Raw genomic sequence first — 14,064 nt, forward strand, 5'->3', positions numbered from 1 at the left:
TACATTACAGTATTATTTGAAAATCAAAATTTCATCACTTCAATATTTCAGGCAACATACGGGTCTATCAACTTGCCAGACTTGAGCACAAGGATCAGCTTTGAGCGTGACCGGACGACATGAATTGAAGCCAGCGGGATTGCCTACCAGCCGTTTAGCCATTGCGCTGGCGGCCAGTCTTGTGCTGGCCATTATCGTCGGTGCAGCGACTGCCATCTGGATGTTGCGCTTACAGGAAATCGGCAAATGGGAAAAGCAGACTGAAACCTTCAGTGTCGTGCTGGCAGAAACCGTCAGCCAGCAGATGGATTTTGCCTATACCGCACTCGACAGCATCGCCGAGCGCATCCAGGACCGCTGGAGTGTCAGCGCTGAATATCTGTCAGGCAAATTATCAACTCACGATTTTCACCAGTTCTTGCGTGAAAAAGCAGCATTGTCGCCCGCCGTCGAAGTTATATCAGTGCTTGATGTTGATGGCAATGTCATTAATACTTCGCGCAATTTCCCTGCCCCTACCTATAGCCTGGCAGACCGCGATTACTTCATCGCCCAGCGTGACAATCCTGTGCAAGGCATCTTCCTGAGTTCTTCGGTACGCAGCAAGACCACCGGCAAATGGATGTTTTTCCTCAGCCACAGGCTGACAGGCAGTGATGGTGAATTCATCGGTGTCGTCATCCTCGGCATGTCACCCTCGTTTTACTCGCAGTTTTATGAAAAACTCAGTGCTGACGGCCATGCTTCCGTAGGTCTGCTGAGGAATGACTTTACTTATCTGGCGCGCTGGCCTGAACGTGGTGAAGTCATGGGTATGCGCAACCTGACAGGCAGCACTTACGAGCTGGTGCATGAAAAAAACAAGAAATCGGGTGTCATGATCACTAATAACCCGCGGATGTCAGAAGGTGGCAAAGCCGTTACACGTATGGCGGCCATACAGTCACTGGAAAAATATCCATTAATCATCAATTTTTCTGTTGATGAAGACTTGTACCTGGCTGACTGGCGCAAGATCAGTACTGGCATCGTCATCGTCGCCATGAGTGGCATCCTGGCTATCGTCGCCGCTTTCAGCGTGCTGGTGAATTTGCTGGAAAGACGCGAGCAAGACCTGGCCGTGACAACAGAACTCAAGCAGCAGGCTGAGGTGATCAACCGCAACCAGGCCCACTTGCTGAAAAACCTGACCGAACAGCAAATTGCCCTCAAAGATTCATCTGACCGCCTGCAAGCCATCTTCCAGAATGCGGCAGATGGCATCATCATGATCGATGATACCGGCAAGATAGAAGCGCTGAATCCGGCTGCGGTGGCGATCTATGGTCATCCGGCCAATGAAGTGGTGGGCAAGAATGGCAAGTTCTTTTCTCCACCCGGCCAGCCTGATTTGCTGGGTCTGGCCATGAGCCGCCGCGAATTCCTGGAAACCGGCTGCCTGCGTACCGAGGCTGAACGCATGCGCAAGGATGGCAGCCTGTTTCCAGCTGAACTGGCGATCACCGAGTATTACCATGCAGGCAGGCGCAAACTGATCGTCATCGTCAGGGACATTTCCGAGCGCCGCAAGATGGAGCGCATGAAGAGTGAATTCATCTCCACCGTCAGCCATGAATTGCGCACACCGCTGACCGCCATACGCGGGTCGCTGGGTCTTATCATGGGCGGTGCCATGGGGGCTGTGCCTGACAAAATCTCTGCCCTGATGGGTATGGCGCACAAGAATAGCGAGAGCCTGACGCGGCTCATCAATGATTTGCTCGATATCCAGAAAATCGAAGCTGGCAAGATGGACTTCGTCTTTGAATGCCTGCCCCTGCAAAACCTCTTGCAGACAGCCATCAGTAATAACCAGGCCTTTGCTCACAGCATGAATACCGAAATCATACTCGGTAGCCAACTCGAACAAGCCATGGTGATGGTGGATACCGGGCGTTTCCAGCAAGTCATGGCGAATCTCTTATCGAATGCCTGCAAATATTCACCTGAGGGGGCCGTGGTGCAGGTACTGAGCATGCCCAGGGACGGTAATCTGATCCGCATCGAGGTGATAGACCAGGGTTCGGGCATACCCGAGAATTTCCGTGACCGCCTGTTCCAGAAATTCTCCCAGGCAGATTCTTCAGACACCCGCGCCAAGGGAGGTACCGGCCTTGGCCTGGCCATATCCCAGGCCATCATGCGGCAAATGCATGGCGACATAGGCTATTACATGGCGCAGGATGCCGGGCATGACTCTGTGCAGCCAGGTGGCGAGGGCCAGGATATCTTGCATACTGGCACGCATTTTTATATAGACCTGCCCCTGCATACAGAAGGCAATGGCGGGCTTGAATTACCTACGCCAAACCCAGATCCCTTGCCTTGACACCGGCAAATACCTGATCGAGCTGGTTAGTGTTCAAGCCATAGATGCGGCCAAACAAGCCACCCAGCACGGCACGGTATTCGTTGAGCACAGGGTAGTCACGGTTCTGGAATAACTTGCCAGCTTCCAGCGCAATCTGTTCACCGGCGACTTGCCCACCCTTGATGCCGCCGCCCAATACCCAATACACACTGCCATGGCCGTGGTCGGTGCCGTGCTTGCCGTTTTCACGGAAGGTACGGCCAAATTCGCTGATGACCACTACCGTGGTATTGCGCCAGCTGTCGCCCATTTCCTTGCGATAAGCTGCCAGGCCGCGCCCCAGTTCTTCGAACTTGACCGCCAGGGTACCGCTGGAACCACCCTGGTTGACATGGGTATCCCAGCCGCCGACATCGATAAAACCGAGTGCATATTTCTCACGCATGAGCCTGGCTATCCTTTGCGCCTCCAGCTCAAACCCCTTGGTCGAAATCGCATTGCGGTTGGCGCTGTTCATTTCTTCCTGCATCTCACGGGCGACTTCATCCCGCATGGCAAAACCGTCCTTGACCGCTTGCGACAGGCTGGTGTCGGCATACATCTGCAGGATCAGGTCGCGCTGACGCTGATCGACATTATTCTTGCTGACATTGCGCAGTGCCGTATTTGCAATGTGGGCGCTACCCTGCATGGCCAGTGGCAACTGGTCGGTGAAAGACATGGCTGTCATCTTGCCATTATTACCCAGCACTTTGGCCAGGCGGTTCATGAAGCCGGAATGAAAATTCCTGCTGCCATTCAAGGGCTGGCCCATTTCTATACTGTCCTGGGTTTCAAAATGGCTGCGCGTCAGGTCCTCGGTACCGGCAAACGGGATGAAGGCAGCTTCGCCCTGCTGGAACATAGGGTAAATCGTCTCACGCAGGGCTGGGTGCAGGCCCCAGTCGGCATTCAGGGCGAGGGCTGCATCCGGTGTTGAGCCTGGTCTGGCAATCGCGATATTCGGGCGCGATTCATAATAAAAATTGCTTGATGTCGGTATCAGCAAGTTACTGGCATCATAGCCACCGCGCAAAAAGACCAGCAGCAGGCGGTTTTGTGTGGCGGGTGCAGCCATGACCTGGCTGGATATGCCCAGCATGGCTGTCGATGGCAGCAAGGCCAGTGCTTTCAATAAGTCTCGGCGTTTCATGTCTGTTTCTCCGTGAGGATTAGCGGCGCATCATTTCAGGCGAGGCGAGGAACAAGGCATTCCACTCCTGCGGTGTACTTGCCTGGCTCAGAGCAGTTTGCGTGGCCGGGCTGAATTGCTTGCTCCAGTTTTTCACATAGCCCGATGTTGCCAGCGCTGGTGGTGGTGGCTTAGGTGCAGCCGGTGCCGCAGGTGTTGTTGCCTGAGCTGTTACAGGTGTTGCAGGTGCCGGCGTTGACATTACCGGGGCTTGCATGCCATTTGCAGCAACTGATGGTGTCATTGATGCTGCTGGCATGGCGGCGGCCGTTGTAGCAAGCGGCGCTGGCGTATCGACTTTGAACAAACCAGGGTTGCCATTCGCGAGTGACCTGGCAATATCAAAGCGTACCGTCATTTGGCCCGAGCTGGCCCAGGCGCTTTCATCAAGGGCATAACCATCCGGTGTCTGCCTGCCGTTCAGTTGCTGGCCCATCATGTTCAGCCAGTTCAGCATGGGGCCGGTATTGACGATAGTATTACCGTCATACGCGAGGCGTACCGAGGCCAGCATATAGTGCATGGGATCCTTGAATTTCTTGCCCAGCGAGGCGACGAATTCCTGGCTGTCAAACATGGTGCGCAGGGTGGCCGGGATATCGCCATCTGTTTGCAGGAAGCGCTGCGCCATCTTCTCTACCAGGTCTCTTGATGGGTTGTCTGCCACAAAGAACTGCGCGAGTTTCTGGCTCACATAACGCGCCGTGGCCGGTTGCCTGGACAACATCAGCAAGACATCATCAAGTTCGGCAATGCCGCGCCCCTTGATGGTTTGCCCGAGGATTTGCTTGTCACCAAAATCATGGCGCTGCGGCTGGAATTCAAACATGCCCTTCCTGACATACAGCTTTTCCTGTTCAGGCTTCATGCGTGGCGCATCCTTGTTCAGGCTGACACCGACACCGGTGAGTACCCTGGCCAGTTCCTGTACATCTTTCTGGCTGTAACCACCATTGACACCCATGGTGTGCAATTCCATCAATTCACGCGCATAGTTTTCATTGATGCGGTTGACGGCATTGTATTCATTGTCGAGATAACGCAGCATGGCCGGATGCATGACCGTGGCACGCAGCAAGTCACGGAAGTTGCCAAGGGCATTCGGGCGTATTGCCTGTTCTTCAAAATCACCGAGCATCGCACGTATATTGTGCTTGCCGCTATGGATATTGAAATGGTTCATCCAGAACCAGCTCATCTGTTCCTGCAACTGATTGGAAGAGTAAATGTCGCGCAGCAGGGCGCGGTTGGCAGCTTCCCTGGCCAGGCGCGTCATTTCCTGCTGGTATTCCTTGCGCAGCGTGTCGTCCGTGCCTTTTTGCTGTTCTGAGGCGACCCGGCGTGCTTCCAGGTCACGCATGGTATCCATGAAAGGCTGGCGTGAAATGGTCATCGCATCGACCTGTGCCTGTATTGCGGCAGGCAGGGTGGCATTGCGCCCGCGCAACTGCTGGTCAAGGTAACGGTCCGGTCCCACGGCCTGCATGGCCTGCAATGTAGAGGGATTGCTACCCCAGCTCAGGCGGTTCAACAAGGCTTCTGGTGCCACGGCGGCCTTGCTCAGCGTATTGCCTACCGGCGGTAGTTTGCTGTTATCCGTTGCCTGTTGCTGGGAAGTGGTGCTACAGGCACTCAGCAAAACCAGCGCGCTGGCAGCCAGGGCATGTTGCAAATTCAGTCGGGTCTTCATTTCGCTCTGCCTTTTCCGTTGACATCCATCTATAACGCATCAATCGATAAACCGTGATACGCAGTATATGTATATTTGCCCACATTTTCGTAACGCGCTGTAACAAAAATGCTGGCTGTCAACAGACAGAGAAGAGCCACAGGCTTGCCTTGATGAAAAGCAAGCCTGTTTGTATGCGGCGCTTACAATTTGACCACCCGAGGATCAGGCCAGATCCAGGTCATCACCATCAAAATAACTGTCATCGACAAAAGCCGACTCGGCAGGCGTAGCATCAGCCAGCGGGGATGTATGGGCAGTGCTGTCGGTATTAGTACTGGTGGCGCTGGTATTGCCTGTATCAAAATAACCGGGTATCAGATCACCACCACCCTGGTTGAGTTGCGCAGCGGCATTGTCAGTGCTGGCCACATGTTGCTGGCCACCCATCAAATGCCCTATGCCCTGGAATAGAAATGCACCCGCAGCGACACCTGCGGCAGTAGCAGCCACCGTACCCAGTACATTGCCAGCACCACCACCAAAAAAGCCCGACGCTGGTGCTGCCACTGGTGCCGTCACAGGCGCTGCCGCATTCATATAACTTGCCAGTAGAGGTGGCGGCAATGCCTGGCCACTGACGCTGTAGCTGGCCGCAGGCTGGGCACGGCTGCTGGCACTGTTGCCCCAGCCTGTCGTAGCCGGGTCAAGGAAGTTGCCTGCCGGTGCCGGGCTCCTTTGCGCCTGCAAATCACGCAACTGGGTTTGCAGGCTGGCAATTTGCTGATTGGCATTGGCCAAAGCCTGATCCAGCAACAAGGCCCGTTGCACCAGCAGATAATGTGCGTCTGGCTGCTTGCTGACGGCCTCATTGATCATCGCCAGCGCCTGCACATCTTTATTGCTGTCTTGCACTTTAACCAATTGGTCGAGAAAGTTTTGTAGAACCTGGGTTTCTTGGGGGGACATGATCAACTCCTGTTGAGAGATGCATTAATGCTGTCCCCTATCTGGTCATGGCAATGAGAATTTCAATGCCGTGGCCAGCTTTACTGATCCCGAAGTGCACGCCGGTACTGTATCGCCTCAGCTACATGTGGCGTGGCGATATGGGCTGAACCGGCCAGGTCAGCTATGGTGCGGGCGACTTTCAAGACGCGGTGATAGGCACGGGCTGACCAGTTGAGCTTGGTCATGGCATTGCGCAAGAGTTGCCCGGCTTGCGCATCCGGTTGGCAATGCAGGTCAATTTCTGTGGTCGATAACAGATTATTCGCCTTGCCCTGGCGCTGTTGTTGTCGCTCAAAAGCAGTTTCTACGCGCGCATTGATACTGGCACTGGCCTCGCCATCGGCCTGCTTGAGCAAGTCCGCATGCGGCAGTGCGCCGACTTGTATCTGCATGTCTATGCGGTCCAGCAAAGGGCCGGATATCCTGTCCTGATAGCGGGCGATGATGTCCGGTGTACAACGGCATTTGCCATTGCTGTGCCCGAAGTAGCCGCACGGACATGGGTTCATGGCCGCTATTAATTGAAAGCGTGCCGGGAAATCTGCCTGCCGCGCCGCGCGTGAGATGGTAATGTGGCCAGATTCCAGAGGTTCACGTAAAACTTCCAGCACTTTTCTATCGAATTCCGGAAGTTCGTCGAGGAAGAGCACCCCCCTGTGAGCCAGAGAAATCTCTCCTGGCCTTGGTGTTCCGCCGCCACCAACTAATGCTACGGCAGATGCTGTGTGATGGGGTGCCCTGTATGGTCTCGCCTTCCATTTCTCTATGGAAAAACCGGAAGTCAGGGACTGTACTGCGGCTGATTCCAGGGCTTCCTGATCTGTCATGGTCGGCAAGATGCCGGGGAAGCGGGCTGCCAGCATCGATTTGCCCGTGCCTGGCGGCCCCATCAGAAGTACCGAATGTGAGCCTGCTGCTGCTACTTCCAGTGCCCGTTTGGCCTGTAACTGGCCTTTGACCTCCGCAAAGTCAGCATATTTGGGGCGACTGGGTCTGGAGGCAGGGCGGTGACGTGCCAGTCTTTGTTCACCATCGACGCCAGCGAAGTGAGCGCATACCTGTAGCAGCGAATCAGCGGGATAAATCGCAGCATCGCTGACCAGCGCCGCTTCATCGGCGTTCGTGCGTGGCAATATGAAGGCGGGTTCTTGTGCCGAGTGTTGCTGGCTTTTGCATATCGCAAACGTCATTGCCAGTGCGCCGCGTATCGGCCGCAGTTCGCCTGATAAGGATAGCTCACCGGCAAATTCATATTGTTCCAGCGCATCTCCGGGGATTTGTCCGGATGCGGCCAGAATACCCAGCGCGATAGGCAAATCAAAGCGGCCAGATTCCTTCGGCAAATCAGCAGGTGCCAAATTCACTGTGATGCGCTTGTTTGGGAACTCAAAGCGGGCATTTTGCAGGGCGGCCCTGACCCTGTCCTTGGATTCCTTGACTTCGGTTTCGGGCAGGCCAACGATAGTGAAGGCGGGCAGGCCATTGGCCAGATGCACTTCCACAGTCACCTGTGGCGCATCCATGCCATTCAGGGCGCGGCTTTTGAGTACGGCTAAGGACATGCGGTCTGCGGCTTAATCGTCTTTTTGTTGTGCTTCGAGTGCGGCCACGCGTGCTTCCAGGGCTTCGAGCTTGGCGCGGGTTTTGGCCAGCACTTGTGCCTGGATATCAAATTCTTCCCGCGTCACCAGGTCCAGCTTGGAAAACCCCTGGCTCATCATGGCCTTGACGTTTTTTTCTATGTCTTTGGCTGGCGAGTTTTCGATTGCCTGGCTGATTTTGGCCTGCATGTCATTAAAGAAATTTTGCTTGTCCATTTTTATCCTCTATCTTGTAATTGCACATCTTTGGTGCAAATCATGCTTTGCCACTTTTTTGTGCGAATTTGTTCTTGCCCGCAATTGGTGCGTAAAGCTGTTTTTTTGCTTGCAAATTTACCTATGTGGCAATGATAGCGCATCTTGCCCAAGCTGCTACTGGTATTGCAGCGCAATATAAAAATCAGGCTGTGCTCAGGGTTTAGCAGGCTGTATGCATATTAATACACTCTGGGTTCACCGCCTTGTCTCCAATTCAATGATGGTCTGATCCTGGTTGGCACGACTCCTGCTAACAGAGAAGGGAAATAAGAATTTAAGAGTTTGCCTGATGCAAGCAGTGGGTACGCAAATGGTCATAAGTGTCTATGCGTGTCGCTATGAGCTGAACACAGATTCTGTCCAGGGTTCAATCTAATCAAATCTTAATCAATAGGGGGAAGCGCAATGAAAAAACTAGTAATCGCCGCTGCTGTAGCCACAACATTCTTTGGTGGTTTTGCCCAGGCAGAAGATGCCAAGCCAGAAGCCAAGCCAGACAATGAAGTCAGCTTTAATATTGGTGTGGTCAGCGAATACCGCTATCGTGCAATTTCGCAATCACGTCTTGACCCTGCGCTGCAGGGTGGCGCTGACTATGTCCACAACCCTAGCGGTTTTTATGCAGGTACATGGTTGTCCACCATCAAATGGACCAAGGACGCAGGTGGAGGTGGCGATCTTGAATGGGATTTGTATGCCGGTAAAAAAGGCGAGATCACCAAGGATGTAAGTTATGACGTTGGTGTCCTGTCTTATGTATACCCCTCCAATGGCCTGAACAAGGTTGCCGGTTTTGCTGATGCCAACACAACAGAAATCTACGGCCAGGTGGGCATGGGTCCTGCTTATATCAAGTATTCACACTCCGTTACCAATTTGTTCGGTTTTATCGACAGCAAGAACAGTGGTTACCTGGACCTGGGTGCAAACATTGAGCTGCCTGAAGGTTATACGCTGGCCTTGCATGCTGGCCATCAGACCATCAAGAACAATGGTGCCTATTCTTATTCCGATTGGAAAATTGGTGTGAATAAAGAGTTTTTTGGTGTGAACTTTGGTATTGCAGCGCTGGGCACGAATGCAGAGAAAAAACTGTATGTCACACCAGCAGGCAAGTTCACAGGCAAAACGACACTGGTATTGTCTGCAGTTAAAACATTCTAATATTCGAGGCGAGCATGAAACTGATTACCGCAATTATCAAGCCTTTTAAGCTGGATGAGGTCCGTGAGGCTTTATCCACCATAGGCGTACAAGGTATTACCGTGACCGAGGTGAAGGGCTTTGGTCGTCAGAAAGGTCACACTGAGTTGTACCGTGGTGCCGAGTATGTAGTTGATTTCCTGCCCAAGACAAAAATTGAAGCTGCCGTGGATGACGCCATTGTCGATCGCGCCATCGAAGCAATAGAAACCGCAGCCCGTACCGGCAAGATTGGTGACGGCAAGATTTTTGTCTATGACTTGCAACAAGTTGTGCGTATCCGTACCGGTGAAACCGGTAACGACGCACTCTGATAGCTAACCAGGGAGTTCACATGAAAAAATTGTTGAAGAACATGCTGGCGGGGGCTGCTTTGCTGGTCACTGTCGGTTTCACCTCTGTCGCCTCAGCGCAGGATGCCTCGGCCAAAGCTGAACCTGCGGCAGCTTCTGCTGCCTCGGTTACCGCGTCGGCCAGCGCTTCTGCACCTGCAGCGGCCCCGGCCCCGGCCCCGGCTTCTGCCGCTGTGGTGGCGCCTGCTTCTGCCCCGGCAGCGGCGGCTGACCCTGCGGCAGCCAGTGCTGCTGCCGCACCGGCACCAACGCCAAATAAAGGCGACACTGCCTGGATGATGGTTGCCACCCTGCTGGTCATCCTGATGACCATCCCTGGCCTTGCTTTGTTCTACGGCGGCCTGGTCCGTTCCAAGAACATGCTGTCTATCCTGATGCAGGTCTTCATGATCTTCGCCGTGATTATTGTTCTGTGGTGTATCTATGGTTATTCACTGGCATTTACTGAAGGTGGCAGGTTCATCGGTTCGTTTGACCGCCTGTTCCTGAAGGGTATCTGGGACCCGGCCAAGGCAACATTTGCTACGGCTGCGACATTCAGCAAAGGCGTAGTGATTCCTGAGTTTGCTTATGTGGCCTTCCAGGCGACCTTTGCAGCCATCACTTGCGGTCTGATCATTGGTGCTTTTGCAGAGCGTGCAAAATTCACTGCTGTACTGCTGTTCGTGGTCTTGTGGTTCACTTTCAGCTACCTGCCTATCGCTCACATGGTCTGGTTCTGGACTGGTCCTGATGCGATCAAGGATGCTGCAACTGCAGCAACTGAATTGGTCAAAGGCGGCTTCTTGCAACAAAAAACCGCGCTGGACTTCGCTGGTGGTACCGTCGTGCATATCAATGCCGCGGTCGCCGGTCTGGTTGGTGCTTACCTGATAGGCAAACGTGTAGGCTATGGTAAAGAATCCATGGCTCCACATTCCCTGACAATGACGATGATAGGTGCGTCGCTGTTGTGGGTGGGCTGGTTTGGTTTCAATGCCGGTTCCGCACTGGAAGCAGGCGATGTCGCAGCACTGGCTTTCATCAATACTTTGCTGGCAACGGCTGCAGCAACTGTGTCATGGGTATTTGGTGAGTGGATGTCCAAAGGCAAGCCTTCCATGCTGGGTGGTGCATCCGGTGCGGTAGCTGGTCTGGTTGCGATTACCCCTGCTTGCGGCTTCGTCGGTCCTATGGGCGCCCTGATCATTGGTCTGCTGGCAGGTATCGTTTGCCTGTGGGGTGTCAATGGCCTCAAGCGTTTGCTGGGTGCAGATGATTCCCTCGACGTCTTTGGTGTGCATGGTGTGGGCGGTATCCTGGGTGCCTTGCTGACTGGTGTGTTTGCTGCACCATCCCTCGGCGGTCAAGGTATATTCGACTATGTCACCAACAAAATGTCGGCTGATCCTTACGATATCTTCGGTCAGGTCATGACACAGGCGACTGCAGTTGGCACGACCATCATCTGGTCAGGCGTCGTGTCTTTCGTGGCTTACAAACTGGTAGACCTGGTAGTTGGCCTGCGTGTACCGGAGGATGAAGAACGTGAAGGTCTGGACATCACCAGCCATGGTGAGTCTGCCTACCACTCTTGATTCGGTTGTTGATCTGAATCGCGATCTGAGTAACAAGTTTTGCCCAGCCTGTATATGATCCTTCGATCAGGCTGGGGCAGTAAAGAGTATCCAAAGGTGTACCGTCAGTACCGTAATCAGAGCTTGCGGTCCTGAATTTGACAGGCTGTTTTGCATAACGCAAAACAGCCTTTTTTTATCTGGCTGCGAGTCTGCATCTGAACATCTGCACAAGCACGGGTCAAAAAAATACGCCACCCGCAGGTGGCGTATTTCTTAACACGGTTTGTAAACTGAGGAGAGATTCACCAGCTTATTTTGCTTCAGGGGCAAATTTATTGGCGGGTACCAGCAGCCACAAGCGTGCAAAGTCAGCAGAACCGTCACTGCCTTTAACGGATTTCAGGATTTCAGCCGCCTTGTCGCGCTTGCCAGCTTTGAGGTAAGCCATGCCCAGATGCAGCTTGGCTTCTTCAGGATATTTCAGGCCACCTTTGGCGATACCTTGTTCCATCAGTGTCAGGCCTTTATCGTATTGGCCGTTAACAATATAGTTGTAACCAATGTTAACCAAGCCTATACCGGTCTTGGCATTCTTGGCGGCTGCTTCACCGGCATCGAGGCTCTTGATGTCGTCAGCAGCCTGTTTGTTGACGCGGTCACGCAATTGTTTTTGCTTGGCTGCTTCTTTTCCCGTGCCCAGTACATTGGCAGCATAGCCGGCATCCATTGCTGCCTTGGCTTCTGCAGGTGAGCCAGCCAACAAGGCTAACTCTGCCATATCGACAAAGTCCGCAGCATCTTCAATTTTGTCATTGAGCAACAGCAGGCGGTAATAGTCGAGCTGCATACGTTCAGAAAAACCGGGCTTCTTGGTTACGCTATAAATCAGACCTGCCCAGTATTCAGGCGTTGGATACAGTGCTACCAGACGCTCCAGAGCCAAGGCATAGTTGGGCCAGTCCTTGAGCTGCTGGTAAGCGCTATACAGCAATTTAAGATTGTCGGAGCTAGGATTGCGTTTTGCTTTATCGTCCTCTGCAATCTGTGCGTTAACGACTTTGATGGTATTGGCAAAGTCATTTTCTATGTAGTAGGTCCGGGCGATAAGATTAGCCATGACTTCATTGCCAGGTGCTTTTGCCAGGAAGCGCTCGGCCCATACTCTGGACTGTGCATATTTCTTTTCGCCAAAAAACATGCTGGCCATGGCTTCAGTCAGGCGCTGCTTCTCTGGATCTTTCAGAAAATCAGTCGAAATCATATATTCGAAGGAACTTGCCATCAGCGCTGAGTCATTGATGCTTGAAGCAACCACGGCACGAAAGCGGTGGATGGTAAACAGTTCGAAAGGCGTTTTCTTTTCCAGGGCGGCATCCATGGCATTAATTTTTTCAAGGGCCTGAGGATATTGCTTGGCGTTCAGCAAGTCCTGGATTTCATTAAGCGGCTTGCCCATTTCTGGACGTACTGTCTGTTGCTTCGCAGGATCAGCCGCTTCTTGTGCCTGAACGGCATTCACAGTCACGGGAGAGAAGCCAGAGCCAAGTGCTGCCAGCATCATGGCGGCGAACAGGTAAGAAGTTTTTTTCATGAATGATCCAGATAAAAAATGAAAATCATTGCAATAATGCAAAAACATTGTGCAACAATCAGTCAAAACACATCAATAATACAAATGACAACAGGCGTAGTACCGGCCTTCATCCCTGCTTATGCCCTGGCCGTTCCATGCAAGCCCGTTTCATAGTACGGAATCCGGCATTATAGCCGAGCTCTTGCCAGCATTACCATTTGCAGCCTGTGTCCACAACGGCGCTCACTGCCAGCGGGATGACAGCCAGTATGCCTATGCCCGAATATGCCTTCATGCACTCTTTCTTTTCTGCCCGTCTGGTGCCTTCACCCAGCCGCTTTTCCAGGCTGTCGCCGCGCCTGTGAGTGGCCTGTATCTGTTCAATTTCTGTGGGCTTCATGGCCAGGGCTGACTTGCGCACAGACTCCAGGTTCAGACCCAGTCCCGCTGGACTATCGGGACTGATACTCGTTTGAGTTGAGGGCTGGCTGACGGCGTCAGTTACGATTTCTGCCGCTGGCTGCTCTGGGCGGGTCAGTGATCTGGCAGGTTTATTCGTCGTGATGGGCCTGCTGGCTTCCTTCCTGGCTGGCTTTTCAGGTTTGGCAGGCACCTCCACAGGCTGGCTTGGCGTTGGGGCGACAGACTTGGGGGCTATCGTCAATAATTGCAGGTACTGCATCAACGGATGGCTCTCACCCGCCCTCGTAGTGGCGTGTTGATGACGTAGTAATTGCCAGAAAAGCAGGTGGGCAAGAACGACCAGCAAGACGGTCATTGCCGGAAAACCAGGTCTGCTGAGCCCTTGATTTGCTGTTGAATGTGTAGTTGCCAGAGAAAATTGCATCATGCCTTTCCCAAACTGTACTGTTACGGTATCTCGACTCAGACAGCCCCTGCTTGTTAAAAGTTCATGTCAACACGCAATCCCACCGGCAATGTCATTTTTGTCTTTCCTGCACAAGTATCCAGGGCTTGACGACCACAGTCCAGTGTTGGGCATCCTGCTCCAGCCATGCCTGAGCCTGCTCATCGCTGACCTTGCCCATCTGGCCATGCTCAAGCAGGGCAGAGATCACATCTGCATGGTCTTCTGCCATGTGAAAGGCAACTTCGACCAGGTCCAGGCCGGGCTGGACGACCAGTACCGTGCCACTGGCAAAATGACGTAATAACTCACTCCAGGGATAAGCTGCAGTTTCGAGATTGATCTTGCTACGTAAAATATCAGTATTGGACATGAAATTTAATTAAAA

12 protein-coding genes are annotated in these 14,064 nt (G+C 53.1%); 4 read left to right on the plus strand and 8 right to left on the minus strand.

Annotated features, from left to right (window positions below; translation table 11 throughout):
- Positions 1-106 precede the first annotated feature (106 nt).
- Positions 107-2,368 carry an ATP-binding protein gene (locus UNDYM_RS00225; protein WP_162039209.1) on the plus strand — a complete coding sequence of 754 codons (2,262 nt, stop codon included), beginning with the start codon at positions 107-109 and terminating at the stop codon, positions 2,366-2,368.
- Here UNDYM_RS00225 and UNDYM_RS00230 read toward each other — a convergent pair.
- The 5 genes from UNDYM_RS00230 to UNDYM_RS00250 all read right to left on the minus strand — a co-directional run bounded on the left by UNDYM_RS00230 (position 2,340) and on the right by UNDYM_RS00250 (position 8,078).
- Entirely contained in the window at positions 2,340-3,542 is a 1,203-nt protein-coding gene (locus tag UNDYM_RS00230; protein ID WP_162039210.1) for a DUF1501 domain-containing protein, read from the minus strand. The genes UNDYM_RS00225 and UNDYM_RS00230 overlap by 29 nt on opposite strands.
- Positions 3,543-3,561: 19 nt before the next feature.
- The gene (locus UNDYM_RS00235; RefSeq protein ID WP_162039211.1) at positions 3,562-5,271 is read right to left on the minus strand and encodes a DUF1800 domain-containing protein; all 1,710 of its coding nucleotides are present in this window, start codon (positions 5,269-5,271) and stop codon (positions 3,562-3,564) included.
- Between the two features lie 204 nt (positions 5,272-5,475).
- On the minus strand, positions 5,476-6,219 hold the full coding sequence (locus tag UNDYM_RS00240; protein WP_162039212.1) for a DUF2076 domain-containing protein: 744 nt from the start codon (positions 6,217-6,219) through the stop codon (positions 5,476-5,478).
- Positions 6,220-6,299: 80 nt separating this feature from the next.
- Entirely contained in the window at positions 6,300-7,823 is a 1,524-nt protein-coding gene (locus UNDYM_RS00245) for a YifB family Mg chelatase-like AAA ATPase (RefSeq protein WP_162039213.1), read from the minus strand.
- Positions 7,824-7,835: 12 nt separating this feature from the next.
- Positions 7,836-8,078: an accessory factor UbiK family protein gene (locus UNDYM_RS00250; RefSeq protein WP_162039214.1), complete on the minus strand. Its 243-nt coding sequence runs from the start codon at positions 8,076-8,078 to the stop codon at positions 7,836-7,838.
- A gap of 447 nt (positions 8,079-8,525) precedes the next feature.
- Here UNDYM_RS00250 and UNDYM_RS00255 point away from each other — a divergent pair, with 447 nt between their 5' ends.
- From UNDYM_RS00255 to UNDYM_RS00265, 3 genes are read left to right on the plus strand one after another with little or no spacing between them, the layout of a single operon-like run.
- Positions 8,526-9,284, plus strand: coding sequence for a TorF family putative porin (locus tag UNDYM_RS00255; RefSeq protein ID WP_162039215.1), 759 nt, complete (start codon positions 8,526-8,528; stop codon positions 9,282-9,284).
- A 14-nt stretch (positions 9,285-9,298) separates the two neighbouring features.
- Positions 9,299-9,637: a P-II family nitrogen regulator gene (locus UNDYM_RS00260; RefSeq protein ID WP_110254759.1), complete on the plus strand. Its 339-nt coding sequence runs from the start codon at positions 9,299-9,301 to the stop codon at positions 9,635-9,637.
- A gap of 20 nt (positions 9,638-9,657) precedes the next feature.
- Positions 9,658-11,253 (plus strand): ammonium transporter, encoded by a 1,596-nt coding sequence (locus UNDYM_RS00265; protein WP_162039216.1) that lies wholly within the window; start codon positions 9,658-9,660, stop codon positions 11,251-11,253.
- Between the two features lie 292 nt (positions 11,254-11,545).
- On the opposite strand, the gene UNDYM_RS00270 is transcribed toward UNDYM_RS00265, so the two are convergent.
- From UNDYM_RS00270 to UNDYM_RS00280, 3 genes are all read right to left on the minus strand, one after another.
- The gene (locus UNDYM_RS00270) at positions 11,546-12,826 is read right to left on the minus strand and encodes a hypothetical protein (protein ID WP_162039217.1); all 1,281 of its coding nucleotides are present in this window, start codon (positions 12,824-12,826) and stop codon (positions 11,546-11,548) included.
- Between the two features lie 193 nt (positions 12,827-13,019).
- The gene (locus UNDYM_RS00275; protein ID WP_162039218.1) at positions 13,020-13,658 is read right to left on the minus strand and encodes a hypothetical protein; all 639 of its coding nucleotides are present in this window, start codon (positions 13,656-13,658) and stop codon (positions 13,020-13,022) included.
- Between the two features lie 91 nt (positions 13,659-13,749).
- Positions 13,750-14,049 (minus strand): DUF2288 domain-containing protein, encoded by a 300-nt coding sequence (locus tag UNDYM_RS00280; protein WP_162039219.1) that lies wholly within the window; start codon positions 14,047-14,049, stop codon positions 13,750-13,752.
- Positions 14,050-14,064: the final 15 nt, after the last annotated feature.

Origin of the sequence: Undibacterium sp. YM2 (genome assembly GCF_009937975.1) — a bacterium.
GTDB lineage: Bacteria > Pseudomonadota > Gammaproteobacteria > Burkholderiales > Burkholderiaceae_D > Undibacterium.